The organism is Curtobacterium sp. USHLN213 (assembly GCF_037144815.1).
Classification (GTDB): Bacteria; Actinomycetota; Actinomycetes; order Actinomycetales; family Microbacteriaceae; genus Curtobacterium.
Map to the genome: position 1 here is coordinate 1 of NZ_JBBCYQ010000037.1, position 223 is coordinate 223.

Annotated in this window: 1 rRNA gene; it reads left to right on the plus strand. The window is 55.6% G+C overall.

Features of this window, described 5'->3' with window-relative positions:
• Positions 1 to 223: ribosomal RNA gene (locus WFH25_RS19315) — 16S ribosomal RNA — on the plus strand; the annotation flags it as partial.

A 223-nucleotide genomic window follows, 5' to 3' on the forward strand; every position in this document is an offset into this window, starting at 1 on the left:
GATGCCCAGCTTGCTGGGTGGATTAGTGGCGAACGGGTGAGTAACACGTGAGTAACCTGCCCCTGACTCTGGGATAAGCGTTGGAAACGACGTCTAATACTGGATATGACTACCGGCCGCATGGTCTGGTGGTGGAAAGATTTTTTGGTTGGGGATGGACTCGCGGCCTATCAGCTTGTTGGTGAGGTAATGGCTCACCAAGGCGACGACGGGTAGCCGGCCT